Annotated in this window: 1 pseudogene; it reads right to left on the bottom strand. The window is 79.6% G+C overall.

Annotated features, from left to right (window positions below):
* Positions 1 to 600: pseudogene (locus MXD58_RS24535) on the bottom strand (glycosyltransferase); the annotation flags it as partial.
* Positions 601 to 613: the final 13 nt, after the last annotated feature.

Raw genomic sequence — 613 nt, 5'->3', positions numbered from 1 at the left:
GGCTGGCGCTACCGGCAGCGCGGCGGTGCTCGGCGACCGCCCGGCGGCAGCCGCCGGCGTGATGGCATCGACCAGGAAGGCCGCGGCTCGTCCCGATGCCGGCGCGGGAGTGGTGGCCGCGGAAGTGGGTGGCGTGGGCCGACGGGCCGGCGCGGGCGACGGGTGCCAGAGCAGCAGGCCCGCACGGGTGTGCTCCTGGACCAGCGACGGACTGGCCGCCAACCGTTCGGCGAGGTCGGCCGAGTCGCTCGTCGCCGGCACACCGACCGCGACCACGCCGAGGATCGCCAGCCAGCCGGCTGCGCGATCCCCGCCGGCCCCGAGATCGGTGGTGACGGCCGCCAGGAACGCCACGGCCGGGCCCGGCGGGCGCAGCGACCCGGCCGGGTAGCGGGCGCCGTCACCCGCCGCGAGGGTGTAGCGGATCGGCCCCGACCGGCCGGCGCGGTACAGCACCAGAACGCTGGAGCCGGGCGGCTCGGTACGCGTGCGGGCGAGAACCGCCCGAGCCGCGGCCGAGGTGCCGGCGGAGGACCAGGGGGCGAGGCCGGCTGCCGGGTCCGCCTCGGGATCGCCCGTGCCGCCCACGTCGACCGGCACCGCCCCGGCCGCG

This window comes from Frankia sp. AgKG'84/4 (assembly GCF_023242965.2).
In the GTDB taxonomy this organism is placed as follows: Bacteria; Actinomycetota; Actinomycetes; order Frankiales; family Frankiaceae; genus Frankia.
The sequence above is the reverse complement of the archived record's forward strand: the minus strand, read 5'-3'. Positions and strand labels throughout refer to the sequence as shown.